Origin of the sequence: Bacillus sp. FSL K6-3149, from assembly GCF_038630515.1 — a bacterium.
GTDB lineage: Bacteria > Bacillota > Bacilli > Bacillales > Bacillaceae > Bacillus > Bacillus pumilus.
The window spans coordinates 589,252-614,807 of sequence record NZ_CP152034.1 but is presented as its reverse complement, the minus strand read 5'-3'; the positions used below and the strand labels follow the sequence as shown (position 1 = coordinate 614,807).

General features: G+C 41.2%; 30 protein-coding genes and 1 pseudogene. 19 read left to right on the top strand and 12 right to left on the bottom strand.

Annotation, left to right across the window (positions count from 1 at the left end; genetic code table 11):
- Positions 1-84 precede the first annotated feature (84 nt).
- The 12 genes and pseudogenes from MHB83_RS03195 to MHB83_RS03140 all read left to right on the top strand — a co-directional run bounded on the left by MHB83_RS03195 (position 85) and on the right by MHB83_RS03140 (position 9,251).
- Positions 85-495 (top strand): DUF5082 family protein, encoded by a 411-nt coding sequence (locus tag MHB83_RS03195; protein WP_058013432.1) that lies wholly within the window; start codon positions 85-87, stop codon positions 493-495.
- Positions 488-766, top strand: coding sequence for a YwqI/YxiC family protein (locus tag MHB83_RS03190; RefSeq protein ID WP_342496633.1), 279 nt, complete (start codon positions 488-490; stop codon positions 764-766). Before MHB83_RS03195 ends, MHB83_RS03190 begins: the two co-directional genes overlap by 8 nt.
- Positions 767-777: 11 nt before the next feature.
- Complete coding sequence (locus MHB83_RS03185) at positions 778-2,301, top strand: T7SS effector LXG polymorphic toxin (protein WP_342496632.1); 1,524 nt, start codon at positions 778-780, stop codon at positions 2,299-2,301.
- Between the two features lie 15 nt (positions 2,302-2,316).
- A complete protein-coding gene (locus tag MHB83_RS03180) occupies positions 2,317-2,643 on the top strand; it encodes a hypothetical protein (protein WP_342496631.1) in 327 nt (108 codons plus the stop codon).
- Positions 2,644-2,887: 244 nt separating this feature from the next.
- Positions 2,888-3,283: a hypothetical protein gene (locus MHB83_RS03175; RefSeq protein ID WP_342496630.1), complete on the top strand. Its 396-nt coding sequence runs from the start codon at positions 2,888-2,890 to the stop codon at positions 3,281-3,283.
- A gap of 117 nt (positions 3,284-3,400) precedes the next feature.
- Positions 3,401-4,093, top strand: a pseudogene (locus tag MHB83_RS03170) (pre-toxin TG domain-containing protein); the annotation flags it as partial.
- Positions 4,093-4,536, top strand: a complete 444-nt coding sequence (locus MHB83_RS03165; RefSeq protein WP_050944474.1) for an SMI1/KNR4 family protein — start codon at positions 4,093-4,095, stop codon at positions 4,534-4,536. The pseudogene MHB83_RS03170 and the gene MHB83_RS03165, both read left to right, overlap by 1 nt.
- A 162-nt stretch (positions 4,537-4,698) precedes the next feature.
- Complete coding sequence (locus MHB83_RS03160) at positions 4,699-5,091, top strand: SMI1/KNR4 family protein (protein WP_309216055.1); 393 nt, start codon at positions 4,699-4,701, stop codon at positions 5,089-5,091.
- A gap of 167 nt (positions 5,092-5,258) precedes the next feature.
- Complete coding sequence (locus MHB83_RS03155) at positions 5,259-6,104, top strand: lipoate--protein ligase family protein (protein ID WP_251190676.1); 846 nt, start codon at positions 5,259-5,261, stop codon at positions 6,102-6,104.
- 28 nt (positions 6,105-6,132) lie between these two features.
- Positions 6,133-6,618, top strand: a complete 486-nt coding sequence (locus tag MHB83_RS03150; protein WP_342496629.1) for a tetratricopeptide repeat protein — start codon at positions 6,133-6,135, stop codon at positions 6,616-6,618.
- Positions 6,619-6,744: 126 nt separating this feature from the next.
- Positions 6,745-9,021 carry a glycosyltransferase gene (locus MHB83_RS03145; RefSeq protein WP_268492351.1) on the top strand — a complete coding sequence of 759 codons (2,277 nt, stop codon included), beginning with the start codon at positions 6,745-6,747 and terminating at the stop codon, positions 9,019-9,021.
- The gene (locus MHB83_RS03140) at positions 9,018-9,251 is read left to right on the top strand and encodes a DUF5970 family protein (RefSeq protein WP_284907448.1); all 234 of its coding nucleotides are present in this window, start codon (positions 9,018-9,020) and stop codon (positions 9,249-9,251) included. Before MHB83_RS03145 ends, MHB83_RS03140 begins: the two co-directional genes overlap by 4 nt.
- A gap of 34 nt (positions 9,252-9,285) precedes the next feature.
- On the opposite strand, the gene MHB83_RS03135 is transcribed toward MHB83_RS03140, so the two are convergent.
- Positions 9,286-10,086 (bottom strand): RsfA family transcriptional regulator, encoded by an 801-nt coding sequence (locus tag MHB83_RS03135; RefSeq protein ID WP_106032093.1) that lies wholly within the window; start codon positions 10,084-10,086, stop codon positions 9,286-9,288.
- A 238-nt stretch (positions 10,087-10,324) separates the two neighbouring features.
- Between MHB83_RS03135 and MHB83_RS03130 the strand changes: the two genes are divergently transcribed.
- The 3 genes from MHB83_RS03130 (at position 10,325) to MHB83_RS03120 (ending at position 12,549) form a co-directional block, all read left to right on the top strand.
- Positions 10,325-10,546 (top strand): DUF1450 domain-containing protein, encoded by a 222-nt coding sequence (locus MHB83_RS03130; RefSeq protein WP_003215259.1) that lies wholly within the window; start codon positions 10,325-10,327, stop codon positions 10,544-10,546.
- 170 nt (positions 10,547-10,716) lie between these two features.
- Positions 10,717-12,018, top strand: a complete 1,302-nt coding sequence (locus tag MHB83_RS03125; RefSeq protein ID WP_007497716.1) for an HD domain-containing protein — start codon at positions 10,717-10,719, stop codon at positions 12,016-12,018.
- A 30-nt stretch (positions 12,019-12,048) separates the two neighbouring features.
- Positions 12,049-12,549: a YwgA family protein gene (locus tag MHB83_RS03120; RefSeq protein ID WP_050944468.1), complete on the top strand. Its 501-nt coding sequence runs from the start codon at positions 12,049-12,051 to the stop codon at positions 12,547-12,549.
- 92 nt (positions 12,550-12,641) lie between these two features.
- On the opposite strand, the gene MHB83_RS03115 is transcribed toward MHB83_RS03120, so the two are convergent.
- Genes MHB83_RS03115 through ssuE form a run of 8 tightly spaced genes read right to left on the bottom strand, consistent with a single transcriptional unit; the run spans position 12,642 to position 18,148 of the window.
- Complete coding sequence (locus MHB83_RS03115) at positions 12,642-13,385, bottom strand: amino acid ABC transporter ATP-binding protein (protein ID WP_003215167.1); 744 nt, start codon at positions 13,383-13,385, stop codon at positions 12,642-12,644.
- On the bottom strand, positions 13,382-14,092 hold the full coding sequence (locus MHB83_RS03110) for an ABC transporter permease subunit (protein ID WP_342496628.1): 711 nt from the start codon (positions 14,090-14,092) through the stop codon (positions 13,382-13,384). The genes MHB83_RS03115 and MHB83_RS03110 overlap by 4 nt, the downstream gene beginning before the upstream one ends.
- A 16-nt stretch (positions 14,093-14,108) precedes the next feature.
- Positions 14,109-14,951: a transporter substrate-binding domain-containing protein gene (locus MHB83_RS03105; protein ID WP_003215163.1), complete on the bottom strand. Its 843-nt coding sequence runs from the start codon at positions 14,949-14,951 to the stop codon at positions 14,109-14,111.
- A gap of 17 nt (positions 14,952-14,968) precedes the next feature.
- Positions 14,969-15,730, bottom strand: coding sequence for an amino acid ABC transporter permease (locus tag MHB83_RS03100; protein WP_003215084.1), 762 nt, complete (start codon positions 15,728-15,730; stop codon positions 14,969-14,971).
- Positions 15,731-15,743: 13 nt separating this feature from the next.
- A complete protein-coding gene (locus MHB83_RS03095; RefSeq protein WP_268459162.1) occupies positions 15,744-16,307 on the bottom strand; it encodes a GNAT family N-acetyltransferase in 564 nt (187 codons plus the stop codon).
- A gap of 26 nt (positions 16,308-16,333) precedes the next feature.
- Positions 16,334-16,588 carry a glutaredoxin family protein gene (locus MHB83_RS03090; RefSeq protein WP_003215313.1) on the bottom strand — a complete coding sequence of 85 codons (255 nt, stop codon included), beginning with the start codon at positions 16,586-16,588 and terminating at the stop codon, positions 16,334-16,336.
- Positions 16,588-17,613: an LLM class flavin-dependent oxidoreductase gene (locus tag MHB83_RS03085; RefSeq protein ID WP_003215315.1), complete on the bottom strand. Its 1,026-nt coding sequence runs from the start codon at positions 17,611-17,613 to the stop codon at positions 16,588-16,590. Before MHB83_RS03085 ends, MHB83_RS03090 begins: the two co-directional genes overlap by 1 nt.
- Entirely contained in the window at positions 17,597-18,148 is a 552-nt protein-coding gene (gene ssuE / locus MHB83_RS03080) for an NADPH-dependent FMN reductase (protein ID WP_310025708.1), read from the bottom strand. Before ssuE ends, MHB83_RS03085 begins: the two co-directional genes overlap by 17 nt.
- A 150-nt stretch (positions 18,149-18,298) precedes the next feature.
- On the opposite strand from ssuE, the gene MHB83_RS03075 reads away from it, so the two are divergent.
- On the top strand, positions 18,299-19,183 hold the full coding sequence (locus MHB83_RS03075) for a LysR family transcriptional regulator (RefSeq protein ID WP_268459164.1): 885 nt from the start codon (positions 18,299-18,301) through the stop codon (positions 19,181-19,183).
- A gap of 38 nt (positions 19,184-19,221) precedes the next feature.
- Here the strand turns inward: MHB83_RS03075 and MHB83_RS03070 are convergent, their stop codons facing one another.
- Positions 19,222-20,550 carry an LLM class flavin-dependent oxidoreductase gene (locus MHB83_RS03070; protein ID WP_050944465.1) on the bottom strand — a complete coding sequence of 443 codons (1,329 nt, stop codon included), beginning with the start codon at positions 20,548-20,550 and terminating at the stop codon, positions 19,222-19,224.
- A gap of 373 nt (positions 20,551-20,923) precedes the next feature.
- On the opposite strand from MHB83_RS03070, the gene MHB83_RS03065 reads away from it, so the two are divergent.
- A complete protein-coding gene (locus tag MHB83_RS03065; protein WP_342496627.1) occupies positions 20,924-21,742 on the top strand; it encodes a zinc-dependent metalloprotease in 819 nt (272 codons plus the stop codon).
- Positions 21,743-21,791: 49 nt separating this feature from the next.
- On the opposite strand, the gene MHB83_RS03060 is transcribed toward MHB83_RS03065, so the two are convergent.
- Complete coding sequence (locus MHB83_RS03060; protein ID WP_050944463.1) at positions 21,792-21,977, bottom strand: 2-hydroxymuconate tautomerase; 186 nt, start codon at positions 21,975-21,977, stop codon at positions 21,792-21,794.
- Between the two features lie 113 nt (positions 21,978-22,090).
- Here MHB83_RS03060 and MHB83_RS03055 point away from each other — a divergent pair, with 113 nt between their 5' ends.
- Complete coding sequence (locus tag MHB83_RS03055) at positions 22,091-22,747, top strand: site-2 protease family protein (RefSeq protein WP_223251196.1); 657 nt, start codon at positions 22,091-22,093, stop codon at positions 22,745-22,747.
- Positions 22,748-22,759: 12 nt separating this feature from the next.
- Positions 22,760-23,278 (top strand): YwhD family protein, encoded by a 519-nt coding sequence (locus tag MHB83_RS03050; protein WP_050944462.1) that lies wholly within the window; start codon positions 22,760-22,762, stop codon positions 23,276-23,278.
- Positions 23,279-23,403: 125 nt separating this feature from the next.
- Here the strand turns inward: MHB83_RS03050 and MHB83_RS03045 are convergent, their stop codons facing one another.
- Positions 23,404-25,473 (bottom strand): transglycosylase domain-containing protein, encoded by a 2,070-nt coding sequence (locus MHB83_RS03045; protein ID WP_137054258.1) that lies wholly within the window; start codon positions 25,471-25,473, stop codon positions 23,404-23,406.
- Between the last annotated feature and the right edge of the window lie 83 nt (positions 25,474-25,556).

The following is a 25,556-nucleotide window of genomic DNA, read 5'->3' as shown; positions in this document are numbered from 1 at the left end:
TGAATTCGTTTTCAATCATATGCCTCTTGTGCTAGGAAATGGTAACATAACGGAGGACTATTTAAGGAATAGAGGTGTTTGACGATGTCTGGAGCCATCATCGGTTATACAACAGCCTTGTACTCGTTAAAGGCAGACATATCCATAAAAAAAGAACAAATCATAGAACTCAAGATGTGTCGAAAAGAAATAAAAGAAGCAAAGTCGGCTCTGGCAGATGCTAACAAGAAAATGACTTATCCAGATCTGACATCACATACATGGTTTGGCCATCTTGCAGATACGTTTGATGACATTCGAGACGAGATGGCATCCGCCAGTCAAGAGATTAAAGGTGTACAGCTGACCAATCTAGTGAATCGAATTGATGAGAAAATCAGTGACCTAAAATCGGAAATCCATTCGTTAGAACATGAGATCCATTCCGTTGAAAGAAAAATAGAGAAAGAAAAGCAGAAACAATTGGAAGAAAAAAGAGGGAAGTCACATGAGTAGAGAAATCAATATAGATACCAGTGAAATCAAACAAGTTTTACAACATACCAAACAATCAGGCGCTCAAATGAATACAAAACTTCCAACAACCATCAAAGGGAGAAACCAGCTCCTAGCAGCAGATACATTAGAAAGAATCAATCAACAGTTGAACGAATTAAGTACATCCTACATAGGCATTCTTCAGAAACAGCTTGTACAAACAGAACAAGCGGTGAACACCATGATTGAAACGGACAAGGCGCTTGCCTCCAGCAATAAAAGAAAATAAAGGAGAACGCAATGAAAACCCTTGACGCCTTTGCGCTAATAAACGGAATTGACCAAACGCTGAATACATTAAAGCAGCAATCACAACAAATCAGCTCCATAGAAAAACAAATCCATCACATCATTTCACTTGATGGCGCACTAAAGGGAGAGGCGGGACAAGCCATCCGCTCCTTTTATACAGAATGTCATATTCCCTTCCTGCAATTCTTTCAGGTCGTCATTGAGGAATACAGCACTGCGCTGAAAAGCACAAAACAGGCGCTTCATGCACTTGAATCAAATCAGCACGGCTTGATCTCACAATCATTTATTGAACACGAACTAGATCAAGGACTAAAAAAAGCGGAGCGCACGATATCTGAGATTGTAACGGATGTAAACCATGCCATCGGCAGAATTGGTCATATTGTTCATTTGCCAAATGTAGACGAATCAGCTTTTCAGCAAAACTATCAAAAAGCATGGCTCGAGACCTCAAGAACCGTTGGTCTGCTTCATGCATTTGACAGAGAGCAAACAAGCGCTTTACAAGAAACAAAAAGCTCCCTTCAAACAATGAAGCAATACATCAACACGTTAAGCACCATGTTCACCGGCCCAAAAATCGACATCACGAGCTATCAAAAAGGGTCTATTTTCAAAAATGAAAAAGAAGAAAAAATAAGCAGCACCATCAGTGGATTGAATGACAAAATAGACAACCCGAAAGACAACCCGATGATGATCATGCTGAAGAAGCTGAGAGAAAAAGAACGGACGAATGTGGAGACGGTTGTTCGGGAAACGCCGTCTAGTAAAATCAATCAAACAACCGTGACCTTAAATGGAGAAGTATATGATATCAATGAGTACAAAAAGATCAACTTCGAACATGCCAAAACGGTTGAGGTCATGCGAGACGGAATGCTGTATCGGTTACGAATATCAGAAAAAAACAAAGTAACGATTGAGAACGTTAAACCGATTTCTGATGTAAAAACAGGCGATCAACCCCAAAATATCTTAAATACAGCGGTTGAATTTACAGGAATAAACGACGCGATTCGGGTTATTACAGGAAGAGATCCGATAACAGGTGATAAAGTCGCGGATATGGATCGTTTGGTAGCAGGGGTGTACATGGTTCCAAGCACCAACATTGTTAAAGTGGGGAAATATGTTTTTAAGATTATTAAAGGGGAGAAAGTAGCTAAGAGGGTTGAGAAGAGTGCTAAAAGTGCGAGGAATGGGGCTAAAGATTTTGAAAAGTCGTTAGTGAAATTGCCTCCAGCAGAGCGCGTAGCAGCTGTAAAAATAAAAGTACAAGAAGTTGCTAAAAGTAATGGCTTAATAAAAGATTCAAAATTAAGTAAGATTAATAGTAGGGATGTATATAAAGACCCTAAAACTGGAGATTTATATTCAGTAGATACGCAGCATGGTCGTTTTGAAAAAACAAATAACAAGGGGAAGCATCAAGGGGAAGTTGATTTTGATTTCAAACAAACTAAACCGGCTGATGCATCTGGTGGTCATAATTTAAAAATTAAGTAGAGAGGATGTAATAGAATGATTAAGAATGATTGGATATCTGTTAAGGAAATTGAAGACGATACTCAAATTTGGGCTGGAACCATAGTCAGGGTTTTTAAGGGGGAAATAAATAAGGGCAACCTAGAAAGTAATTTCTATGATTACATCGTTTCTTTTATTTATGATAACACTGAATATTTACAATTAACCTGCCTAACTCAAGGGGAGGGTGGAAATATTGTTTGTATATTGCAAACAGAACCAAATTCTAATTATTCATTAGGTAAGGAATTGAAAAGAATGATGGATGATGGTACAAACTCTGTTTTTGTGAAATTTTCACCTGAATGTATCGTTAAATAAATCTCTAATAGGAGTTGGAAAGACCAGAGTTTACAGAGATGTCGTTCATCTTTTTTCTATCCAAGTTAGATGTATGATGGGATATCTCAATCACCGAAAACATCAGTAGCAACAGACTATTCTCTTTGCATAGCTTCTATTATCCCACTTAAGAAAATAGGGAAGGATGGGAATAAAAAGATTATTTTTTATGATTATGAAATGAATTTAATATATTTCCTTTTGATAAATAAGGAGATTTTAGATGAGTTTACTAGATGAGTGTATTGAGGCACTAGGTGAGGGTGCACGTGTTTTATATGATAATGATAGAGCACAAATATTAAGTAATTTGGAAAATCACTTTCCATTTTATTGTTATGGTCAGATTGAATGGGAGAAAGTATCTGCTTATGCTGAAGTGGATACATTCAATGAGATACGGTCCTTTTTATATCAAAAAATGGATGAATACAGTGATATTGTTTATGTAATTTGGGATGAAGGGACGTTACCAATTATTCAATTTACTTTAGATAAAGTATTTGAAGCTATAGATGATGTTACAGCTGTCAGTTTTGATACGTGGATTTTTTCACCATCTTCTGGATATGTTATTGAAATTTTTCATGATGGTGAAGTGAAAGTAGGAATAAAATAGAATAGATGAACCCTCAAAAAGAATTAATTTGAGTCTCTTTGAGGGTTTTTAAATATTTTTGCTAACCAATACTGCGTATAACCAATCATCGTAATTCGACTTAACTACAGCCATAGTAATGCTAAACGCATATTAGACGGTGAAGTCGTCTCAACAGCCGAAAACATCATCCTAGAATACAGCGGCATCTACGACGGATATCGAGCCGTTACTGGCAAAGACCCAGAAACTAGCCAAAACATCAGCAGAACAGACCAAGTTCTGTCCGTAGCTTCAATTATCCCAATCGCTAAAATAGTGAAGGTAGGGAAATATGTTTTTAAGATGGATCAAGGGAAGAATGCGGTGAAAAGGGTTACTATTAGTACAGGGAGCAAGATAGATTCTAACACAATAAGAAAATATGTTAGGGATATAGAAGGACGAACAGGAAGAGAGCTACCTAAAAACCAAATAGATAATTTGAAAGCAGCATTAAGAAATAAAGAGTATAACAAAATGTCACCCATAGAAACGGCTAAGCATCGGGCGAAATTTGACAGTTTGAAAAATAAAGTAATCAAAGATTGGGAAAGAAATACTGGACAAAAGTGGCCAGTGTATAATGAAAATATTATTTCGGAAAAAACCGGTAAAGTAATTAGAAAAAAAGGAGATAAGTATGATGCTCACCATATAATTGAAAATACTTTTGGAGGGGAGCATGAATGGTGGAATATGCATCCTGCAAAATTTCCAAATGAGCATCAAGCTGGTATACATGGTGCAGGTTCACCAGCAAATACATTATTTAAAGGAGTTAAAAAATAATGAGATATGAGTTTATTAAGAAAAACGAAGAAAATAGTTTTTTTTTAGTAACTGAAAAAGAAATAATAGATGTTGAAAAGGAACTTGATTTAAAGTTTCCCAAGGAGTTAATTAATTTTTATATAGAGGTAGGTTACGGTTTTATTAATGGGTCTGAGTTTAACATTAATCGTATTATGGACCCTTATTCTGTAAGAGACTTTCGATTAAGGGCTAATGATTTTGAATTCTATCCAGACATTGAAATTTATGATGAATTTGAGAATAACAAATTAATATTTTTTGAAGCAAATGAGACAGCTTTAATGTCAATTGAATTGAATGAAAAGGATAGAAGCGCAATATACTATTATGATATCCAAATCGCTAATTCTTTAGAGGAGTTTTTAACCAATATCCAAGAGGATGATAAATATTATCTAGATTTACTAGTAGACTATTAAAAGCCTTTCAAGATTTACTTTGCCATTGATCAATTCATATATGAGAATTGGACAAGGGGAAATTCATAAATTGGAATATAATTGTGGATTGAGTGACCTGTTAAGTAAATCTAAAGATAAAGCAAAACTTCATAAACATAGCACTTATCTAGGAGGATCCAAATGGTCGATTTATCCCAAATCCCAGGCCTAATCATCAACAATCCAGAAACTGATATAAACATCAAAAAGGCAGAATCCCAACTAAACATGGTGCTACCCGATGCTTATAAAAACTTGCTGAAACAGACAAATGGATGTTCCATTGGTGGCGATGTCCTACTATACGGCACTGAGGACATTACGGAACGAAATGCAACATGGGAGGTTCAGCAATATGCAAGCGGCTATGTGGCGATTGGCGACGATGGCGGCGGGCGAGTATTTCTCATGCGTCAGGCCGAAGAGGAGAAAAAGGTGTGGATTGTGGATGCTGGTGTAATGGACCCTCAGCATGCAGAGTTGGTGACTGAAAACTTGCTGGAGTGGGTGAGTAGGGGATGTATCATTGAATGATCACAGCCTTCAAATACATGAATCACTGAAAAGTAAAACTGAATCATCCAACTGAACGCTCTGTGACGTCAAATGTCATGGAGCTTTTTTGACGATCTCTCTAATTCTCCCTCCATTCATCCCATGTTATAATAAACACAGTTTATGAACGAGAGGATATGCAGGACATGAAAAATGAACCTATTGAGTTACTGACACAGCCGAAATGGCGAATCATAGATCAATCGAGCCTAGGTCTCTATGTGGACCCGAAGCAATCCTTTGCGATGGATGATACGCTTTGTGCGTCAGTCGGGAAAGGACTCTCACCAGCGACTGCGCGTTCTTGGGTGCATCACAATACAATTGTGCTTGGGATTCAGGATACAAGACTTCCATTTCTCCAAGATGGTGTGAAACTGCTTGAGGAAGAGGGGTATCGCGTCATTGTACGTAACTCAGGCGGTCTTGCTGTGGTGCTGGATGAAGGTGTCTTAAATGTGTCGTTAATCTTTGCGGAACAAAAGAAGGGCATTGATATTGACCGCGGGTATGATGCGATGGTGGAATTGGTCCGCCGGATGCTGTCTAAGTATGAGGTGGACATTGAAGCTTATGAGATTGTCGGCTCTTATTGTCCGGGCAGTTATGATCTAAGCATCAATGGAAAGAAATTTGCAGGCATTTCTCAGCGTAGATTACGCGGTGGAGTTGCTGTGCAAATTTATTTGTGTGCAGATGGAAGCGGGCGGGAACGTGCCGACTTGATCCGCCGTTTTTATGACGCCGCTTTAAAGGACAAACGAGAAGAAGTGAAGGCTGTGTTTCCTGATATACAGCCAGATACGATGGCTTCTTTATCAGAATTAACTGGAGAACCAATTGATTGTGCGCTTCTTATGCGCTTTTTACTAGAAGAGCTTCAAACGTTAAGTGATCAGCTGACAGCCTCAGGACTGAACGCAGAAGAACAGCTTGAATTTGAAAAAAACATGACGCGGATGATTGAGCGGAATGAAAAGGTGTTCTCTTAAAAATCTTGAAAAGCATAGAGGTGAAGTGATGGAAACGAAGCTTGAGAAAGCCATTGAACTTCGAAAAAGTGGACACCTTCAAGAATCAAATAAAATGCTCTCTTATCTTGTAGAGAAGTATCCAGACGATGCCTCTATTCATTATCAATGTGCCTGGAGTTATGACTTGTTAGGAGAGGAAAGGCAAGCTGTCTTTTTTTATGAAAGAGCCATTGAGTTAGGATTGTGTTCAGAAGAACTAGAAGACGCTTTACTAGGGTTAGGAAGTACATACAGAACTTTGGGAGAATATGAAAAGTCAAAACAGATATTCCTAAAAGGGATGGAAACTTATCCCGACAACAAAGCCATTCAAACGTTCTATGCCATGACTTTGTATAATTTAAAGGAACATAGCAAAGCGATGGAAATATTACTGAACTGTTTAACTGAAACGACAAAGGATCCTGCTATTTTAAGTTATCGAAAGGCGATTGATTTTTATTCAAATCAGTTAGATAGGTTATGGAAATAATAGTTGATTTGGCTACTTGAATAGAATTGGAGGGGCAATGTGGCAATGTTATGAAAAAACCCCCTCCTTTGTTATGAAATTTTATATGTAATAGTCATTTATGGCATAAGAAAGAAGGAAAATGTATTGTCATTATTCACCACGTATTACCCGCTGTTTATGCTTTGTGTTTTATCTGTGCTGTATGTAATGTATCGTATTCAGCCGGTGGCCACTACTGTTAAAAAAATCATCATTGTGCTCTGTGTGTTAACAAATGCCGCCTATATTTGCTGGCGTCTTTTCTTTACACTGCCGCATGAAGGTATTTTTAATATTGTGATGGGTATTTTGCTTGTTGCCTGTGAATGCATTGGGTTTTTACAGCTGCTTGTGTTTTATACACTTGTTTGGAAGCCTTCCAATCGGAAACAAGTCATGATCAGTGATCTTGACAGGCTGCCAACAGTTGATATTTTCATAGCTACATATAATGAACCAATTGAAGTGCTGAAACGCACTGTTGCAGGTTGTGTGAATCTCTCTTATCCAAAGGACAAAGTCCACATTTATTTATGTGATGATGGCAAGCGGGCGTCTGTAGAGCAGCTTGCTTCTGAGTTTAGTGTTCATTATCTGACAAGAACAGATAACAAGTATGCGAAGGCGGGTAACTTAAACCATGCGATGTCTCAAACGAATGGGGAGCTGATTCTCACACTTGATGCGGATATGGTCCCCCTTCCTTCGTTTTTAGAAAAAACAGTGCCTTACTTTCATGATGGAGCGACGGCGTTTGTTCAAGTTCCACAGGCGTTTTATAACGAAGATCCTTTCCAATATAATATGTTCTCGAAGGATCGAATTCCAAATGAGCAGGACTTCTTCATGCAAACCCTCCAAGCTGGGAAGGATCGGTTTAATGCTGTGATGTATGTCGGTAGTAATACTGTCTTTAGAAGAATCGCCTTAGATGAAATTGGCGGATTTGCTACTGGGGTGATTACAGAAGACATGGCGACAGGAATGCTACTCCAAGGAAAGTTCAAATCTGTGTCTGTCGGAGAAGTATTAGCCGTCGGTCTGGCACCTGAAAGCTGGCTGGATCTGTTAAAGCAGAGAGATCGGTGGTCGAGAGGGAACATTCAGTGTGCCCGTAAGTTTAATCCTTTGAAGGTTCGTGGCTTAACGCTGATGCAGCGAGTTCTTTATTTAGATGGTATTGTGTATTGGTTTAACGGTTTGTTTAAAATGATTTACATTCTCACGCCGATTTTGTTTTTATTGTTTGGTATTCAAAGTTTCTGGGCAGATTTCCAGTCCATTTTCATGTTCTGGTTACCGGCGTTCTTTAGTTCCTATTTAGCATTTAAACTAGTGTCGAATCAAAAAAGAAGCATGTTTTGGAGTCATATTTATGAAAGCTCTATGGCATTCCACCTGGCTGGTGTGGCTTTAAGTGAGCTGTTTTTCAAAAAGAGAGTGGAATTTCTTGTCACACCAAAGGGAATTCAAACGGACAAAAGACACTTTCATTTGAAAACGATGATTCCCCATTTGATCTTTTTGCTGCTCTCATTGCTTGTCCTAGTGAAAATAGGATACGATGTGAAGGTAAATGGGACGATGAATGCTGATCTCATGTTGATTAATATATTTTGGGTGATGTATAACGGTGCAGGTCTATTCATGGCACTGCTTGTGGCGTTTGACCGTCCGCGTTATCGAAAATCAGAGCGGTTTGTCATTGAAAAAGAGGGGCAGCTTCATTCTGATCATCAAGATGAGTCGATTGCTTGTTTTCTACTAGATATGAGTGATTCAGGTGCGCGTCTATCCATTCCATTGGATCAAGCTTCTTCTCTTTATCAAGGACAAACGCAATTGTTCTTTTCAGAGGATGAAAGTGTGGCGTGTGATGTGGTTTGGAGCCATCCAGAGGGAGACAAGCTGATGGTTGGTGTTGCTTTTACTGACACACAAAAATCAGAGTATCTATCACTGATCCGCTTCCTATTCACACGAGAGCATGTATCGATAACGGATCGTGAGAAAAAATCCTATGCTGTTCGGACATTTCTCCGCTTTGTAAGAGAAACGAAGAAGGTACCAAAGGCCTTGCAGCGCAAATGGATGAGAAGGCCTTTGCAAGGTGTGGCAGGCACGCTGTCCTATGAGGGCCGGTTAGAAGAGAAGGTGCCGGTGAACATACATGATATTAGTTTATCTGGATGCAAAATCGAGTCTGAAGCTTCAATTGAATTAAATGAGAAAGTGCTGATCACCATTGACGCAGAATCTCTGACAGATCAGCCGGCAATTGCCGTTTGGACTTCAAAAAGGCGCGGCCGCACAATTGTCGGACTCAAGTTTATTCAACCTGAAATCAAGCAGATAGAAGAAAGAGAGGGAGTGGTTTCTTGAAATCCAAAAACGGCGGTTACCTCTATTTACTATGGCTTCCTGTCCTCATGGGAGCCGGCTACGGCATTTCGCTTTTAGTGCCGTTTCTTCAGCCTGTACTGACACTTGGCATCGCAGGTCTTTATCTTTTTATGTTTGGTGATTTTCAGGTGAGACAAGTCAGGTATATTTTTATGTTCGTGTTTTTGATTAATGTTCTTTTTAGTGTGATGCTATTTTTAGGCATTTAAAAAAGTGCTTCCCGCAGATGGGGAGCACTTTTTGTTATTCTGCCATTTTTTCGAGGTTGCCGTTTCGGTCCATTTTAAAGGTTGGAGCGGCAGTGTCGTCCTCTTCAAACAAAACTAGTTTTCTTGCACGGTTCATGATTTTGACGAGTGTTTCATAATCTTCTTGAATCGTGAGCTGATCCTTTTCAAGCTTTTTCACTTCTGCTTCTAGCTGTGTGACTTTATGTGAAAGTTCGTTATTTTCTCGTTTTAACCGGCTGTTTTCCATACGTAAGGCAGAGGATTGCTGTCCATCGCCTTCATAGCGGCGCAAGAAATCAATGACATCTTCGATGGTTAACTCCTGTTGCTGCCTAAAAGGATTGGCTTCTGGCTTTTTCTCTGCGACATGAGAAGCCTGTGACAATAAATGTGATAAACTAGCTAACTCTTCATTGTAGCTTTGGTCTACAAACTGGAGCTGCTCGGCTGTTTCAGATGCTGGTGCAAACGTTTCTTCCTGCGCTGGTTCCAGCTCCTGTGAGAATTCCTCTTGCATGACCGTTTCTTCTACTTGCGGCTGATAGAGTAATCGTTTCTTTGCAGGCTGACCATTGCCGAGTGCGCGCATCCGTTGTTTCCGCTGCTTTTTGGCAAGGGCTAAAGCTTTTTCATATTGATGCCTCACAACAGCATTCCATCTAAAACCGCATGCCGCTGAGGTGCGATTTAGCTTGTCTCCTACTTCTTCAAACGCATTCAGCTGTGTGCTGCCCTCTCTGACGTGACGTAAGACGGTTTCTGCCAAAAGGAGATCGTCTTCCTCTGACCAAGCATCTTGTCTTTGTTTTGACATGTTTAAACCCCCATATGATTTGATGGTATTAGATTAGCCAAGTTCAAGAAGGTTTATACAAGTTTGCTAAAAGGATAGTGGAAAATACTAGCTTTTTAATGAGCGCGTCTCAGCGTTTACAATGCGTCTTGCAAGTCCAGCCGCTTCGATGTACAATGTTGGGTGGTATATTATGACTCTTGGTTGTCCAACTGTTTCATATAAAATGAAGTTCATCATTGAAAGGAAGCGTAAGACCATGGCTAATGAGTTTCGCGTATGTGACGATTGCGATGCGACGAACCTAAAGACGTTGCTGCCTCGACTCAAATCGGTTGACCCTGATGCAAAAATTGAAATTGGCTGTCAATCCTATTGTGGTCCAGGACGAAAAAAGGCTTTTGCGTTTGTGAACAATCGCCCATTATCCGCACCAACAGAAGATGAGTTACTCGAAAAGGTTCAAAAAAAAGTCAAATAAATGTCACTGAATGTGTTCAGTCGACCTAAAAAGAGGTCCGTCCCTGTCAGGTCGGGCTTTTTACGTCCATGCAATCGTTGAGAACACATTCACGAGCAAATTCAAGGATGTTTTCGGGAAAAGTTACCCGATATAATAGAAACACGTCTTAAAAAAAGAGGGACGAAACGATGGCGTATCCAAAAGGGAAATTATCTGAGGAAAAGGTATTTAAAGATCCTGTGCACCGTTATGTTCATGTACGGGACGCATTAATATGGGACTTAATAGGAACAAGAGAATTTCAGCGCCTGCGCCGAATTAAACAGCTAGGAACCACTTATTTGACGTTTCATGGTGCAGAACACAGCCGTTTCAATCATTCACTCGGTGTATATGAGATTGTGAGACGGATTGTGGATGATGTATTCAAAGGACGGCCGGAATGGGATGAGGGAGAACGCGAGCTTGTCCTGAGTGCGGCCTTGCTTCATGACCTCGGACATGGACCATTTTCTCATTCCTTTGAAAAGGTCTTCCACTTAGATCATGAATCGTTTACAAGAGATATTATTTTAGGGCAAACCGAAGTCAATGAAGTGCTTCGCCGGGTGAGTGATGATTTCCCGAAGCATGTGGCTGAAGTCATTGCCAAAACGTATCAAAACAAACAGGTGGTCAGTTTGATCTCAAGTCAAATTGATGCCGACCGTATGGACTATTTGCAGCGTGATGCCTACTATACAGGCGTCAGCTATGGCCATTTTGATATGGAGCGTATTTTGCGCGTGATGCGTCCGAGAGAAGATCAGATTGTGATGAAGCAGAGCGGGATGCATGCGGTCGAGGATTATATTATGAGCCGCTATCAAATGTATTGGCAAGTCTATTTCCACCCGGTGACACGCAGTGCAGAAGTCATCTTAACGAAAATTCTCCATCGTGCAAAAGAGCTGCATGAAACGGGCTATATTTTCACACATGCCCCTGTTCATTTTTATTCGATTTTTGAAGGGAATGTCACCACAGAGGACTATATTAAACTGGATGAATCCATTGTCTTATTTTATTTTCAGGCGTGGGAAGATGAAGAAGATCACGTGCTGGCTGATTTGTGCCGCCGTTTTATGAACCGCCGATTGTTCCAATATACAGAGTTTAATCCGAATGAAGAAATGACAAAATATTTCAAGCTGACCGCCTTGTTCAAGGAGGCAGGCATTGATCCTGACTATTATTTAGTCGTCGACTCTTCCTCTGACTTGCCATACGACTTCTACAGACCAGGGGAGGAAGAAGAGAGACTGCCGATCCACCTTTTGACGCAAAGCGGTCATATTAAAGAGCTGTCGAGACAGTCAGATATTGTTGATGCCATTTCCGGTAAACGAAGAACCGATCATAAACTTTATTTCCCGATGGACTTAATTGTAGATATGTCGGAAAAAGCTGAAGAAAAGAAGGCGATCATGAAGCTGCTTGGATTGGGATAAGGAAGTACTGAAAAAGGAGATGTCGGGAATTTGTTGAAAGAGCATGCAAAGTTGATGAAGGTATTCTCTGAATCCGGGGAAATCGTTGGACGGAAGAAGCTGCAAAAGATGATTTACATAGCAAAAAAGCTAGATTTGCCTTTTTACGAGAAATACGATTTTCACTTTTATGGCCCCTATTCAGAGGAGTTGACGCTCAGAATTGAAGAGCTGTGCAACCTTGGATTCTTGGATGAAATGAAGGAAAAAAAAGGCGGATACTATCAATATCGCTATTCGCTGACGGACAATGGGAAAGAGTTTCTCGATCAGTGTGAAGTGGACATGCCTGACCTCAAAGTGCTGACGCAGCAGATGAACGAGCAGTCGTCTCGTTTCCTAGAGCTCGTCTCTACGATTTTATACTTTGATGATCTGCCACAAGATGAGGTAAAGGAAAAGGTCTTCACCATTAAAAGCAAGCAGCGCTATACGGACGAAGAATTTGAGGATGCTCTTGCTTATATTGATCAGTTGAAGGAATTGAACTAACGAGAAGAACCAGTGTGTGATGGCTAATGGCTAGAACAGACTGGTTTTTATTTTGCGCAGAAACAAGTCGACCGCATGGATCGACTTGTATTTTATGAATGGTGATAAGAGAATCTCGCTAAAAATTGTTTTGTACGTTCTTCTTTCGTCTGTTCAAAGACTTCTTCCGGCGTACCTGATTCGACGATGACCCCATCTTCCATGAAAATCACCTTGTCGGCAATATCATAGGCAAAGCTCATCTCGTGCGTGACGATGATCATGGTGACCCCGGTTTGCGCTACCTGTTTAATGACATCAAGCGTTTCTCCTACAAGCTCAGGATCTAATGCAGAGGTCGGTTCGTCGAACAAAATGACTTCTGGATTTAAAGCCAGTGCCCGTGCAATGCCAACTCGCTGCTGCTGTCCGCCAGATAATTGATGCGGATAAGCATCCTTTTTCTCTAGCAATCCAACCTTTGTAAGCAATTGAAGAGCTGTGTCATAGGCTTGATCTTTCGGATGTTTACGGGCAATGACTAAACCTTCCATGACGTTTTCAAGTGCTGTTTTATGAAGAAATAGATCGTATTGCTGAAAGACCATGGCGGTTTTTCTTCGAAGTGCGAGAATGGCTTTAGGCTTGGCTTGATTGAACTTGACAGTCGTGTCATCAATGCTAATTTCTCCTTGATCCGCACGCTCAAGAAAATTCAAGCAACGCAGAAAGGTTGATTTCCCAGAACCGCTCGGACCTAATATGACAACCACTTCGCCTTTTTCCACTGATAAATCAATTCCTTTTAGAATCTCGTTCTTGCCGAACGCTTTATGCACCTGTTTTATGTTAATCATGCCAATCGTCTCCTTTTGTTTTTGTGTCCATATTTCTCATATCCGGCTGTGGTGGCTTCAATAGAGGCGCACAGTGCCCAGTAAATCAGGGCAACGGCGATGTATGCTTCAAGATAACGATAGTTCACATTGGCTTTGATTAAAGCGCCGTTTAAAATATCGACCACAGACACCATAGAGACGAGAGAAGAGGCTTTGATTAAACTGATCAGCATGCTGTTCAGAAGAGGAAGGGAGATGGGAAAGACTTGTGGAATGATGACCCTTCTTAAGACCTGCTTGCTGGTGAAACCAACGGATAATGCTGCATCGAATTGACCCTTTGGAATAGATGCAAGAGAGCTTCGAAATATTTCGGATAACCCGCTTACGGCATATAAAGTAAGGGCGAAAATGGCAATCCATCGTCTGTCCAAATCACTGAAACGAATCTGAAGAGAAAGAGATGCAGCCAAATGATCCAGCGAGTCTGAAAAAAGAAGATAAGATACGAGCAAAATTAGAACAACAGGAATAGCTTTAAAAATAGCCACAAACCATTTGAACAATTGAGATAATACAGGCACCTGATAAAAACGGATAAGGGCAATACCAAATCCAAAGACAGAGCCAAATATTAGCGGTAGAAAGCCTAACAGCAGAGTTGTTGGCAAATAATGAAGTGCAGCTAGAAAGGCCTGCAGCATAAAGGCAACATCAAAATCCACTCAGATCGCTCCTTTCTTATGATGTAGTAAAGTCTCCGCCCAATATTTTTTTAGACAATTCAGCGAGCTTGCCGTTATCGATCAGCTTTTGTAATGCTTGATCAATGTCTTTTTGAAGTTTTGTATTGTTTTTTTGATAAAGATAGTACGTTTTAGATACATTTACAGGCTTTCCAGATGTCACAAGATTGGCATTGAACTGTTTGTTTAGCTTATTGACGTCATACTTTGTGAGCAAGGCTGCATCGACTGTGCCATTCTGAAGGTTTTTGACTAGAATTTCGTTCCCGCCATCTCCGTAGACAATGTCAATTTTCCGATCGTGCTTTTCGTTATATTGTTCTAGCAGATAAGCGAAATTACTCCCTGTAGAAGTATGTACCTTGTGTCCTGCCAAATCGTCCAGGCTTTGAAAATCATGACCGGATGCTTTATCAACAACCACATAGCTTGTATAGTCTGTGTAGCCAACTTTTCCAAATAGATATTTCTTCTGGCGCTCATCATTGATTTCATATTGATGGGCAGCGAGATCTACTTTACCAGCATCTAAAGCGGGCAGAATATTTTTAAATTCAAAGGATTCATATTTAAACTGATATTGTGGAAGCAGCTGATCGACTTCGTCTAATACAGCCTTCTCATAGCCTGTTAATTTGCCGTTTTCATCTAAGTAAACGAAAGGCTGGTAAGCGTTCCCTGTGCCAACGATGATTTCTTTCGCATCTGGATCATTATTCGTTGCTTCTGCTTTGACTTCATTCGATTGTTCCGTATTTCCGCAGGCAGCAAGCAGCAATGAGCCAAGTGTAAGCAGACCGATGATGGAATGTTTTTTGAATTGTTTGTTATTTTTCATGTGAAATCCTCCTCGTTTTACTTCGCACGCTTTTCGACTGTAAAGGCCGTTTCCGCTCTTTTTAAGGAAACGAACGTTGCTTGACGCTGTTTTCTTGTTTTCGGTGTATTGATCCACTTTTCCAATAGGTCAAACGCTTTTTCTAGCAGCAGACTTAACATTATAAAAATGACGGCAGCAATAAAGTATCCTTCTAATACGCGGTAGTATAATGCCCCTAATGTTTGAACCTTTCCGATAATATCCATTACGCCCAGTGTAAAGGCGAGAGAGGTATTTTGTAATAAGTTGACGATGGCCACACCAATATTCGGTAGTGCGATTTTTCCTGCTTGAGGAATGAGTGTCCTTCTATAAATCTGCCATTTTGTCAGCCCAATCGAGGCAGCCGCTTCATATTGAGATGCTGGGACACTTGATAAGGCTGATCGGAATATTTCTGAAAAGTAGGCAGCAGTATTGAGTCCATATGTAATATAAAGAAAGATCAATTTGTTCCACATGGAGATATCAAGGCCAATTGTTGCGAGCACACCTGGCAGGCCATAAAAGACAATAAACATTTGAACAAGGATAGGTGTTCCGCGAATAAATGAGACATAGATTGCACTGAGCTGATGCAGGACAGGAATGCGCTCAATTCGGAAATAAGCAAGGATGAATCCAAGAAAGCTGCCAATCAAAGTGGCAAATAAAACGATCAGCAAGGTGGTCGGAAGGGCTGATAATACTTTAGGGAAGAGTGTGACCACATACTCCCATTTGAAAAACTCACCCATGTTGAATCACCTCCTATGTAGAAGTCGTTTCGACTTTTTCTTCTGCGGGTGGCGCGCCTAATATGGCAGCATCGAACCGTTCTGGGATAAGTACTTTATACATCAAGATACCTAAGTCACCATTTTCGGCTTCACGTTCAATATATTTTGTGTATCCTTTTCGTTCGTACATGTCTAAAAGCCAAGGGTGTTTCCGGCCAGAAGTGCCCAGTGTATACGCAGACGCTTTATATGTTTGCCGGAGCAAGGTGTTTTCCACATAATCGAGCAGCTTGTTTCCAATCCCTTGCCCTGCTAAATCAGGAGCTGTCGCAAACCACCAAACAAATGGATATCCTGAGACCGGTTGCGTACTCTCCCAAGGAAAACGGATGGTGATGGTTGATATGAGCCGCCCGTCTCGTTCTAAAACAACGGCAGCGGACTGTGTAATGTTTTCTATGACCATTTCAAGTGTGGCGTTCGTGGATGGCCAATCAATGCCCATTTCCCCAAGTGGTTTAAATGCACTGGACAGCAATTCTAAAAAGGCTGGCGCATCTTCTTCGGTAGCGATACGAAAAATATCTCGACTCATGACAAACCTCCATTCAAAATGTAATGTCAGATTATTGCTTTTCTTAAAGTCTCGATATCTGGATTCAACAATGCTTGATACACGTGGGGGTCATGACTGATCTCAACTACAGGCACATAGCGGACGCCGTATTTTTCCTCTAAAATGTTTCTGTAATCATCATGTTCAGTGACATCAATCGTTGAATAAGGGATCTGCTGTTCGTTGAAATAGGATTGAATGTCCTTGCAATAACTGCATCCATTTTTGCTCCATAAAATGATTTTTTGACTGTTTGACATTAGACGTTCACCTCGTGATTTATTTTTTTAGCTGCTGTTTGTTCATGGTTAAACGCTTCTTTTAACAATGTGACAGACGCAATTCTTGCCTCAATGTCTACGATCGGAGTTAGTACGATGAATTCATTGATATCGTATGTCTCGGCCAGCTCAGTCAGCCGGTGATGAACAGTTTCTTTTGTGCCAGCGGTATAGCCGGTTTTTTGTACGTGAATGCTGTAGTGTTCTTTTTTCGTTCCTTTCACTAGCTTTTCTGCATCCTCTATTGATGTGACATTGAGCTTTCTTCCATCGGAAAAGGAGACCTTTACTGTTTCCTTTTGTTTGATGTGCAAGAGTGCTTGTTCATGATCTTCGGCTGCGGAAACGGTGATGGCGAGAAGGAACTGCTGGCGAGTGCCCGCTTTTTGATATGTTTGGAAGGTCTCCCTTGCTTCTTTTAATAATGATTCATCTCCATTAATAAAGAAGGCAAATACAAAGGAGATTCCGAGTTTTGCTGCGAATTTAGCGCTCTCCGTACTTCCCCCTAAAAGGAAGATGTCGGGTGACAAACGTGGGATGGGCTGAGCATTCAATTCATTTGATTGTTCCGTAAGGTAGGTTTTGAGATCTACTAATTTTTGAGAAAAATCTTTCCGTGACGCTTGATAATCCTCCTGAAGTGCTTGTGTCGAGAGGTTCAGCCCTCCTGGTGCTTTCCCAACGCCTAAATCGACTCTGCCAGGCGCTAGTGATGCCAGTACATGAAATGTTTCAGCTACTTTAAATGGGCTATAATGCTGTAGCATGACACCTCCAGAACCAATTCGTAAATTGCTCGTTTTTGCTAATAGATAGCCGGCAAGGGCTTCAGGGGATGAACCTGCTACTTGAGGGTTATTGTGATGTTCAGACACCCAAAACCTGTGATAGCCAAGCTGATCCGCTGCTTCAGCTAATCTGACAGTATGCTGAATGCCCGCCTCTGCGTTCTCGTTTTCACCGACAAGGCTTTGATCAAGAATACTAAGGGTGATCGACATTGGCTGTTCCTCCTATCAGACTTTGATATTGAGATAATGCGAGGTTTAACCTGTTTATGGCATCTGAATCAATTAAATAATTATCTGAACCCTGCTTTTTGACTTGTTGATCCACGACATACACACCAGATTGAACAACTGTTGCACCAAGTTGGTGAATAATTGGTTTAAGAGCATATTCAATGACGAGCAGATGACCATAGGTTCCTCCTAAAACGAACGGAAGGACGGGTTTTCCTTGTAATGCTTTTTGGGGAAGTAAATCTAAAAACGTTTTTAAAATACCGGAAAATGACGCTTTGTAGACAGGCGTTAACACAATGACACCGTCACTCTCATTCACGAGTTCAATGGCCTTGATAATCTCTTCGTTTGAAAAGTCTGCTCCTATTAGTGCGCTGCTAGGCAGCTGGTGAACTTGAATGGTATGTACATCTATTCCATTGAATGTTAACTGCTGCTGAATATGCTGCAGGACACCCGTTAATCGAGATTGGACGGAATGACCTCCTGCTATAATCGTTACTTTCGTCAATTCGTCTCCTCCATTTCTTATAATTCCGTCTAAACAACTTGGAATAGTTGATAATATAAATTATAATAAGGCAAACCAATAGAAAAGTATAATTAGTAATCATAAATACACGATTCAGATATTTAAAATACAGGGAGAAGAGGGGTTTTCATGGAGATTCGAGCGATACGCACTTTTGCCACCATCGTGAAATACGGAAATTTTTTAAAAGCAGCAGCAGCGCTGAATTATTCTCAGCCAACCATTACTTTGCACATCAAACATTTAGAAGAGGAAATTGGAGAGAAGCTTCTAGAAAGAGGGAAGACCTTAAAGTTAACAGCATCAGGACAGCTTTTTTATGAAAGAGCCAATTCTTTACTCAATGAATATGAGAAACTGACGAAAACGCTCCAAGATTTAGAGGTAGGCATTGCGGGGTTCATTCGCATCGGTGTTTCTGAGCCCACAGCCAGCTTAGAGTTCCCATTGCTTCTTGCAGAATTCAAGGAAAGGTTTCCGAATGTAGAATTTTCTGTGCAAGTAGCAGATGCAAATACACTGAGTTCCTTGCTTTCCCATGATGAGATTGATTTTGCGATTTGCGGCGCACCAGAAGCTTCGATGGAAAATAGCTATAAGCCGCTTTTTCAAGATGATATTGTTTTGTTGGTTCCGTCTTCCCATCGATTGGCGGAAAAAGATGCAGCGGAGGTAACAGATTTAGAAAATGAAACCATATTATTCACACCTCACAATTGCCCCATCCGCATCCAAATTGAACAACAAATCGTTAACGTCATTGGGAGCAATTACAATAAGTTAGAGATTACGAGCAGCATGTCCCATAAACACTATGTTCAGGCTGGATTAGGAGTGTCTCTTTTTACTCGAACCGCCCATTCTTTTACACTCCCCGGTACAAAGGTATTAGAAATAAAGGGCATTCAAGTGTCCCCGCCAGTTGGTCTATTGAGGAAAACAAATGATGCGCCTGGAAGAGCCGTACTCCAGTTTATTGATCTCATTGAAAATCGATTGCATCGAACAACATGAAAAAGGGGTTAGCCTTTGTGCTGACCCCTCTTTCATGTTTATTTTACGGTTTGTTTAAGAAACTGATTCTTCTTAATAGGCAGACCCAAATTTTCGCGAAGGGTATGAGCTTGATAATTTGGATCATAATATCCTCTTTCTATCAAAATCGGGATCACATGCTCTGTCCATTCGGATAAACCACTAGCTAAAATCGGAGCGCCAAAAATAAATCCATCTGCGGCATCTTCTTCGATCCATTGAATCAATTTGTCAGCCACTTGTTCGTAAGTGCCGAAAAAGGCACTTTTTGGAGTGGTCACTTGTAAAGCGACTTCTCTTAAGGTCAAATTTTGTTCTTTGGCCATTTTTTTAATGGATTCTGTTGTAGATTGAAAGCTGTTTGAACCAGCGTCACCTATATCAGGAAAAGGTTCATCAAGCGGGAATTGACTAAAGTCCAAATGATCAAAGAATCTGCCGAGGTAATGCAGGGCTTCTTCAATAGAGACTAGATGTTTAATGGCTTCATATTTTTCTTCTGCTTCTTCGACTGTTTTCCCTGTAATCGGGTGGATGCCAGGGAATATTTTGATATCGGATGGTTTTCGACCAAGCGCTTCGGCTCTATTTTTCACGTCACGGTAATAGGCTTTTGCCTTTTCAAGTGAATCGGCATTTGTAAATACAGCGTCTGCTTCTTTTGCGGCTAGATCTTTTCCTGCCTCTGAAGCACCTGCTTGGAAAATCACGGGCTGCCCTTGTTCAGATCGTTCAATATTTAAAGGACCTTTGACAGAAAAGTGTTTCCCATGATGGTTTAATGTGTGTAGTTTATCTCGATCGAAGAAGACACCTGTTGAACGATCTCTTATAAAAGCATCTTCTTCCCATGAACTCCAAAGCCCATTCACTACATGTAAATACTCTTCTGCAATTTCGTATCGAAGGGAGTGGCTAGGATGAGAACGGATGATGTGATTTTCAGCAGAACCTTCTAACGGTGAAGTCACAACATTCCATCCTGCCCGGCCTCTGCTTAACTTATCCAAGGAGGCAAATTGTCTGGCAATGGTAAAGGGCTCACTGTAGGAAGTGGATACGGTCCCCACAAGTCCAATTTGTTTGGTGACTGCAGCAAGAGCGGATAAGATGGTTAATGGTTCAAATCGGTTCAAGAAATGAGGAATCGAATGTTCATGAATATATAAGCCATCTGCGACAAAGACAAAACGGAAACCCGCTGATTCTGCCTTTTTGGTCATCGTTTGATAATAATCAATGTTAACACTTGCATCTGCTGGAACTGATTCATCCTTCCACGCATTCATGTGACCTCCCGGACCATGTAACATTAATCCAAATTGTATGTGCTTTTTTTCAGACATGCGGATCGTCCCTTCTGTTTTGAAATAGCCATGTTTTATGTTTTTCATCATAAGGTAGAATCGTAAAGAAGTATAATTGGTATCAGTAAAGTATGACTTTATCTTTTCTAATATCATTTTTTGTTTCTTTCAGATGTGTCATTGAGTCCATGACATCATTTCTTAAAACCATGGGAGTTTATTAAGTAAATGACCCAGACCAAAAGCGCTATTTTTCGATGAAATCTGTGTCGGAATATCCGAAAAATTAGTGAATATGACGTATTTCGACTTTCTTCCTGTGTATCTAATTCCCTGTTTTTGACTGAATAGAAGGAAAGTGGTGAATTTTCAGTGAATATATAACTTTGTGAAAATCAAAGGAGGGATAGGAATGAAAAAGCGTTCAGTCTTTTTGTCATTTTTATTGGTAGGTAGTTTGTTACCGGGAGTAAGTTCAGCTTCAGCACCAGTCGCGAGTGCTGGTCATGGGCATGATCATGATCATGGTCATGCGCCGTTCGAAACACATATTAGTGAGGGGTTGCCAAAGGCAAACGATTTTAAAGATTTGACGAAAGCACCTCCAATTGAACGAGATGTGACAACAAAGGTATTAGATGAGTCTGGTAAGCAGGTGGGCTCTAGAACCTTTAAGGCGAATACAGGAGATTCTATTTCAACAAAGGCAAGTACAGGCAGTCAGAAGGTCACTGTCTATGCGGTTGCTGATGCGCAGTATCGTGCGAAATATAGTGACTGGCAAACACGGATTGTCAGCATCATCGAGCAAGCAGATGTCACGTTTAACCGTGATCATGATGTCGACTTTGTCGTACAAGCAGTAGGATCTTGGACGTCTTCGGGATCAAATGCAGAGCAAATTTTGTCTAACCTTGCGCGCAGCTTTGATGGCAGAGGATACGATTTTGTCACTGGATTTACAGCAAATCCAAACTTTGATGCTGGCGGAATCGCTTATGTCTACAATAGTGCACCAAGCGGAAGTGCATTCGCCGTTAACCTTGACCAAGGAACAGCGAATACAGCAAAAGCGGCTACGCATGAATACGGCCATAACTTTGGCTTACCGCACGACCCTCAAGGAAGCGGCATTGTCTGCTTAATGAATTATGATTATTCCTACACAGTCGATTTCTTTGATGCGGCTCATAAAAATCAAGTGAACCGTAACAAAGCGTGGTACAGATAAAATAAGAGAAAAAAGGACAAACATCTATGTGCTTGTCCTTTTTTTATGCTTACAGGTCGCTGATGCGTTTTCCTGCTACGGCATAGTGTTCTTTTTTCATTTCTTCAATAATGACAGAGACTTTTTCTACACCTGCGCCTGTTGTTTCAACAACAGCATCAGTGACTTTCTCCACAAGCGCTCGTTTCTGCTCGTCTGTTCTTCCTTCAAGCATTTGTACGGTGACAATCGGCAATGCGAAAACCTCCTTTTTCCTTTCATGCTACGCTTCCCTTTAGTTTAAGGGACTTCTTATAGTATACTGAATGAAGTAAATCATTGTATAGAAAGAAAGAGGGATTCATGCCTTTGAACCAATTTCTTGTGTATCCATTAGAACTGATTCCATATGTCGCCATTACGCTTGTTGTTGCATTTACGATGCACGAGCTGGCGCATGCATATGTTGCGTATCGTTTCGGCGACCCGACAGCTAAAAACCAAGGGAGACTCACATTAAATCCACTGAAGCATCTCGATGTATTTGGGACGATTTTGATCTTTGTCGCCGGGTTTGGCTGGGCGAGACCTGTACCGGTCAATCGTTACCATTTTAAAAACCCGCGCTTAGCAGGAATCTGCGTCTCGATTGCTGGCCCTTTAAGTAACTTAGTGTTGGCGTTTCTAGGCTTTTTCGTGTACGTGCTTCTTCAGAAGTTTGGCGGGGAGTCGCTCATGCGCTTTGAGCCGGGAGTTGATCATTTCTTCCGGATATTTATTAACTTGAACGTCATTTTGTTCCTATTTAACTTATTGCCACTTCCGCCGCTGGATGGGTATCGTATTATTGAGGACGTCGTCAGCCCCCGTATCCGGGCGAAAATGACGCAATTCGAACAATATGGGATCATTATTTTTCTCATATTCGTGATCACGCCGCTAGGACAGTTTGTTTTTGGTCCATTGATCGGAATGCGGGATCAAATCATTCAATGGTTTAATCTTATTTTGAAGCCGCTGCTTTAGGAGGTTTAATGAATGGAAGGTAAAAAGAAGAAACCAATTGGTTTTAACATCATTAAAAAAACAGATGCAACCGACGGACACGGAGGCTTTGGAGCTGGTGCGCTCAGCCTAGATAACATTTCGCCGGTGATCATTGACGTAGAGGAAAAGGAAGCTGTCATTGATATTGGTGCGATGCATGCAAGAAGTGCCGTGGAAAAAGGAATTAAATTTTTGAAAAGCAAAGAAGAGGTACCGAACGGAAAGCCGTATTGGCTCGTATGGGTGACCATTGACCGCAGAGAAGAAGGTCCTTATTATGCGGGTGTGACGGCTTGCGAAATGACCGTCGACCGTTCAATCCGCCGCGGGTATAAGTCGCTTCCAGAGCATGTGAATTTCATGGATAAATCAATGAAGCGAAATATCGTCGTCAGTCATATGGATGATGTATCGAAAAAGGTGCTGGCTGATTTCTTGAAGAGTCATAATGAAGCACTATGGGAAGCATCCACAGATGAATTAAAAGAAGGATTGTCTGTCTCAGTATAATTGTGAATTTTTTGTGAAGAATGGCGGATCATTACCAATTCCAGCTGGTTTTTGAGTAAACTGGTGTTAAAGCTAGGACATGGAGAATCCCGAGATGTAAATCTCGGGGTTTTTCATGTCTTTTTTTAACGTTTCAGCCACTTTTCCCACCATTTCTTTGGCTTTTGATCTTGAACTGGATCTTGCTCAGATGATTTATCCTCAGCACCGTAGCACACACCTGTCGGCTCCGTTCCTTCTATAAAATAGGTGAATACCTTTGATTCACATCCTGGGCCTGCGAGATCGCCGGTTTTTGGATTGATATACACACCTTTTACGCCGTCTGGCGGCATGAAGGAGGAGGCTGGCTGTTTGGAGAGGGCTGATTCCATAAAAGATGCCCATATCTTTTTTGCATAGGCTGTTTCTTCGACCGAGTCAATGGTACGCCCTTTATCATAGCCTGTCCACACACCTGTGACGAGCTGGGGAGAGAAGCCGATCATCCAGCTGTCGGCTCCTGTCGTTCCCGATTTTCCTCCGTATGTTCGCGTGAGATCCTTCATAATGGTGCGGCCTGTGACACTCGTATAGCCGTTTAACTGATCATTGAACATTCCTGACATCATGTCGGTGGTGACAAAGGCTGCCTTTTCATCTAGGACTTGCTCTCGTTTTTGTTTTTCTTCAAAAAGCACGTTGCCTTTAGCATCCGTTACTTTTGTAATAAAGGTGGGTTTGACTCGTTTTCCGCCATTGACAAGCATTGCGTAAGCATTGGTCATTTCAATTGGTTTGACAGGAGACGTGCCTAGGGCAAGTGATGGCACCTGATCTAGTTTTTCGTTGATGCCAAATGTTTTGCCCGCACGTACAAGCTGTTCCATTCCTAAAAATAGATGGGTTTTCACGGCATAAATATTATCAGACAGCGCCAAGGCTTGAAGCATCGTAATGCCATCATTTGCGTAATAGCCATGGTAATTGCTTGGTGAATAAGCAGCACCGCTTCCTTGATCATCGAGCTCAAAAACCGTTTCTTCACTGCGCATGACGGTTGCTGGTGTAAACCCATTTTGCAAGGCAATGTAATAAAGAAGAGGCTTCATTGTTGAACCGGGCTGTCTTTTCGCTTGTGTCACTCGGTTGAATGGACTTTTCTCATAATCTCTTCCCCCGATGAGGGCGAGTACATGACCTGTTTGGGGATGGATAGCAGTAAAGCCGATTTGGATATCTGATTTCGAATAGATTGTGCTTTTCAACGTCTTCTCAGCCATTTTCTGTAATTCTGGATTTAAAGTCGTTTGGATATGAAGGCCATAGGTTTCGATCTGCTCCTCAGTTAACCCCAAGCTTTGTTTCAACTCACGAATCACATCATCATAAAAATACGGAGCTTGCTTTGCTTGCAGCTGCTTCTTTTGCAAAGGGCGATAGGACAGTTTTTCTTTCGCGGCTTCAGCGGCTGCCTTTTTCGTAATCATGCCGTCCTCTTGCATGTGCCTCAGAATCATATTCTTTCTTGCGCCGGCTTTCTCTTCATTCACATAAGGGGAGTAGAGAGAAGGGCCCTTTGGGATACCGGCAAGTAAGGCAGATTCAGCGAGGGTTAAATTCTTCGCTTTTTTCCCGAAATACAGACGGGACGCCGCTTCTACGCCATAAGCTCCATGACCATAATAAATGGTGTTCAAGTATCCTTCTAAAATCTCATCTTTTGTATAGTTTTGCTCTAAGCGAATCGTGTAAAAGGCTTCATTCCATTTTCGCTTCCACGTTTTATCATGATCTAAATACAGATTTCGTGCATATTGCTGGGTGATCGTGCTTGCGCCTTGTACCTTAGCCATGGCACGAATATCAGCCACTGCAGCACCCGCCATCCGTTTCACATCAAAGCCATGATGCTCATAAAAGGTTTTATCCTCAACAGCTACAGCTGCCTGCCTGATATGAGGGGACATGTCCTTTAAGGGCACCCAATATCTCTTTTCTCCAAAGCTGGATTCTCCAAGCTTTGAACCATCGGCTGCATAAATCGTCGTAGATTGGGGAACTTGAACAGAAGGGGCGCCTTGCCATTTGGCTATTAAAAGAATCGTCAAAAAGACAGTGCCTGCAAATAGAAAAGCGAGCAAGCCAATAAAAAAACAGGCTCGAATCGTTTTCACGGTCATGCGGATTTTTTTATTACTCATGATTGTGTCCATGCAAAGCCCCCATTTTGACGGTTTTTTATCAGTATGGAACAAAGAAAACCGTTTTAAACAAATGATTGCAAGAGCGTGCATTA

Excerpts from the sequence above, each read along its gene's own strand:
- MHB83_RS03130 (WP_003215259.1), top strand. The coding sequence starts at position 10,325 with ATGGCTAATGAGTTTCGCGTATGTGACGATTGCGATGCGACGAACCTA.
- MHB83_RS03125 (WP_007497716.1), top strand. The coding sequence starts at position 10,717 with ATGGCGTATCCAAAAGGGAAATTATCTGAGGAAAAGGTATTTAAAGAT.
- MHB83_RS03180 (WP_342496631.1), top strand. The coding sequence starts at position 2,317 with ATGATTAAGAATGATTGGATATCTGTTAAGGAAATTGAAGACGATACT.
- MHB83_RS03095 (WP_268459162.1), bottom strand. The coding sequence starts at position 16,307 with ATGAGTCGAGATATTTTTCGTATCGCTACCGAAGAAGATGCGCCAGCC.
- MHB83_RS03050 (WP_050944462.1), top strand. The coding sequence starts at position 22,760 with ATGGAAGGTAAAAAGAAGAAACCAATTGGTTTTAACATCATTAAAAAA.
- MHB83_RS03090 (WP_003215313.1), bottom strand. The coding sequence starts at position 16,588 with ATGTCAAACAGTCAAAAAATCATTTTATGGAGCAAAAATGGATGCAGT.
- MHB83_RS03195 (WP_058013432.1), top strand. The coding sequence starts at position 85 with ATGTCTGGAGCCATCATCGGTTATACAACAGCCTTGTACTCGTTAAAG.
- MHB83_RS03185 (WP_342496632.1), top strand. The coding sequence starts at position 778 with ATGAAAACCCTTGACGCCTTTGCGCTAATAAACGGAATTGACCAAACG.
- MHB83_RS03165 (WP_050944474.1), top strand. The coding sequence starts at position 4,093 with ATGAGATATGAGTTTATTAAGAAAAACGAAGAAAATAGTTTTTTTTTA.
- MHB83_RS03175 (WP_342496630.1), top strand. The coding sequence starts at position 2,888 with ATGAGTTTACTAGATGAGTGTATTGAGGCACTAGGTGAGGGTGCACGT.
- MHB83_RS03160 (WP_309216055.1), top strand. The coding sequence starts at position 4,699 with ATGGTCGATTTATCCCAAATCCCAGGCCTAATCATCAACAATCCAGAA.
- MHB83_RS03115 (WP_003215167.1), bottom strand. The coding sequence starts at position 13,385 with ATGATTAACATAAAACAGGTGCATAAAGCGTTCGGCAAGAACGAGATT.
- MHB83_RS03085 (WP_003215315.1), bottom strand. The coding sequence starts at position 17,613 with ATGTCGATCACCCTTAGTATTCTTGATCAAAGCCTTGTCGGTGAAAAC.
- MHB83_RS03190 (WP_342496633.1), top strand. The coding sequence starts at position 488 with ATGAGTAGAGAAATCAATATAGATACCAGTGAAATCAAACAAGTTTTA.
- MHB83_RS03045 (WP_137054258.1), bottom strand. The coding sequence starts at position 25,473 with ATGGACACAATCATGAGTAATAAAAAAATCCGCATGACCGTGAAAACG.
- MHB83_RS03065 (WP_342496627.1), top strand. The coding sequence starts at position 20,924 with ATGAAAAAGCGTTCAGTCTTTTTGTCATTTTTATTGGTAGGTAGTTTG.
- MHB83_RS03075 (WP_268459164.1), top strand. The coding sequence starts at position 18,299 with ATGGAGATTCGAGCGATACGCACTTTTGCCACCATCGTGAAATACGGA.
- MHB83_RS03150 (WP_342496629.1), top strand. The coding sequence starts at position 6,133 with ATGGAAACGAAGCTTGAGAAAGCCATTGAACTTCGAAAAAGTGGACAC.
- MHB83_RS03100 (WP_003215084.1), bottom strand. The coding sequence starts at position 15,730 with ATGGGTGAGTTTTTCAAATGGGAGTATGTGGTCACACTCTTCCCTAAA.
- MHB83_RS03105 (WP_003215163.1), bottom strand. The coding sequence starts at position 14,951 with ATGAAAAATAACAAACAATTCAAAAAACATTCCATCATCGGTCTGCTT.
- MHB83_RS03155 (WP_251190676.1), top strand. The coding sequence starts at position 5,259 with ATGAAAAATGAACCTATTGAGTTACTGACACAGCCGAAATGGCGAATC.
- MHB83_RS03135 (WP_106032093.1), bottom strand. The coding sequence starts at position 10,086 with ATGTCAAAACAAAGACAAGATGCTTGGTCAGAGGAAGACGATCTCCTT.
- MHB83_RS03070 (WP_050944465.1), bottom strand. The coding sequence starts at position 20,550 with ATGTCTGAAAAAAAGCACATACAATTTGGATTAATGTTACATGGTCCG.